General features: G+C 40.3%; 1 protein-coding gene. It reads right to left on the bottom strand.

The genetic code is table 11. The features are described 5' to 3' along the window. Positions 1 to 38: 38 nt before the first annotated feature. Positions 39 to 881 (bottom strand): IS3 family transposase (locus AB4114_RS35755; RefSeq protein WP_441992679.1); only part of this gene is annotated, 843 nt, incomplete at its 5' end.

Genomic DNA, 881 nt, shown 5'->3' with positions numbered 1-881 from the left:
TAAACTGTACCCCGTGTAAAGGACATTTTAAAAAAAGTCTAGGCAGATTGAAGAAGATGATCTCTGTATTGCACAGGGGTCATCCTTTTTAAATTCCATTGGTATCTGTAGTGATTATAGTATGTCATGTAATCTTTAATCTCTCGTTTTAGCTCGTCCAAAGTCATACATGGCTTGATGGAGGCCTGATCTTTAAAATGACCAAAAAAGGATTCCTGAGGGGCATTGTCCCAACAGTTTCCCCTCCTGGACATGGATTGTTTTAATTTCATCCTCTTAAGCATTTTTTGAAAGTCTGGATGTGTATAATGGGTTCCCTGATCAGAATGAATGAAAGCACCTTCTGCCTGCTTAAACCTTCTATTTTTTTTAAGTTTAAGGAGGGTATCTGTCGCTATATCCATCGTGATCTGGCTAGATACATGATAGGCTAGGATTTCATTGGTTGAGCTGTCCTTGATGGTTGATAAATAGGCTTTTTTACTCGAACCGTAAAATAAATAGGTAATGTCCGTTAGTAACACTTTACCAGGAATATTCTGCTTAAACTCTCGGTTCAGCAGGTTAGGAACGATCCTATGCTCTTGGGTGGCCTTCATCATCCTTTTATAGGGATTGGCCTTTCTGTAAGGACACACAATGTTGTATTTCTTCATAACCCTCCTGATGCGTTTCAGATTGTAGACAACCTTAAATTGCCCCTCCAGTGTCATCTTGACGGAACGAGCCCCTTTTTTGCGGCGTTTGAAATGATAAGCCTTTAAGATGATCTCTTTTACCTGTTCATCTTGTTGCTCCCGCTGGCTTCTCTTTTGCTGTGCCTCGAAAGTCCAGTACCTGTAGTATCCACTCTTGGAAACCTCGGCAACTTTACATAAATA

The sequence above is a fragment of the Paenibacillus sp. 2RAB27 genome, assembly GCF_052115445.1.
Lineage (GTDB): Bacteria > Bacillota > Bacilli > Paenibacillales > NBRC-103111 > Paenibacillus_E.
This window is presented reverse-complemented; position numbering and strand designations above follow the sequence as displayed.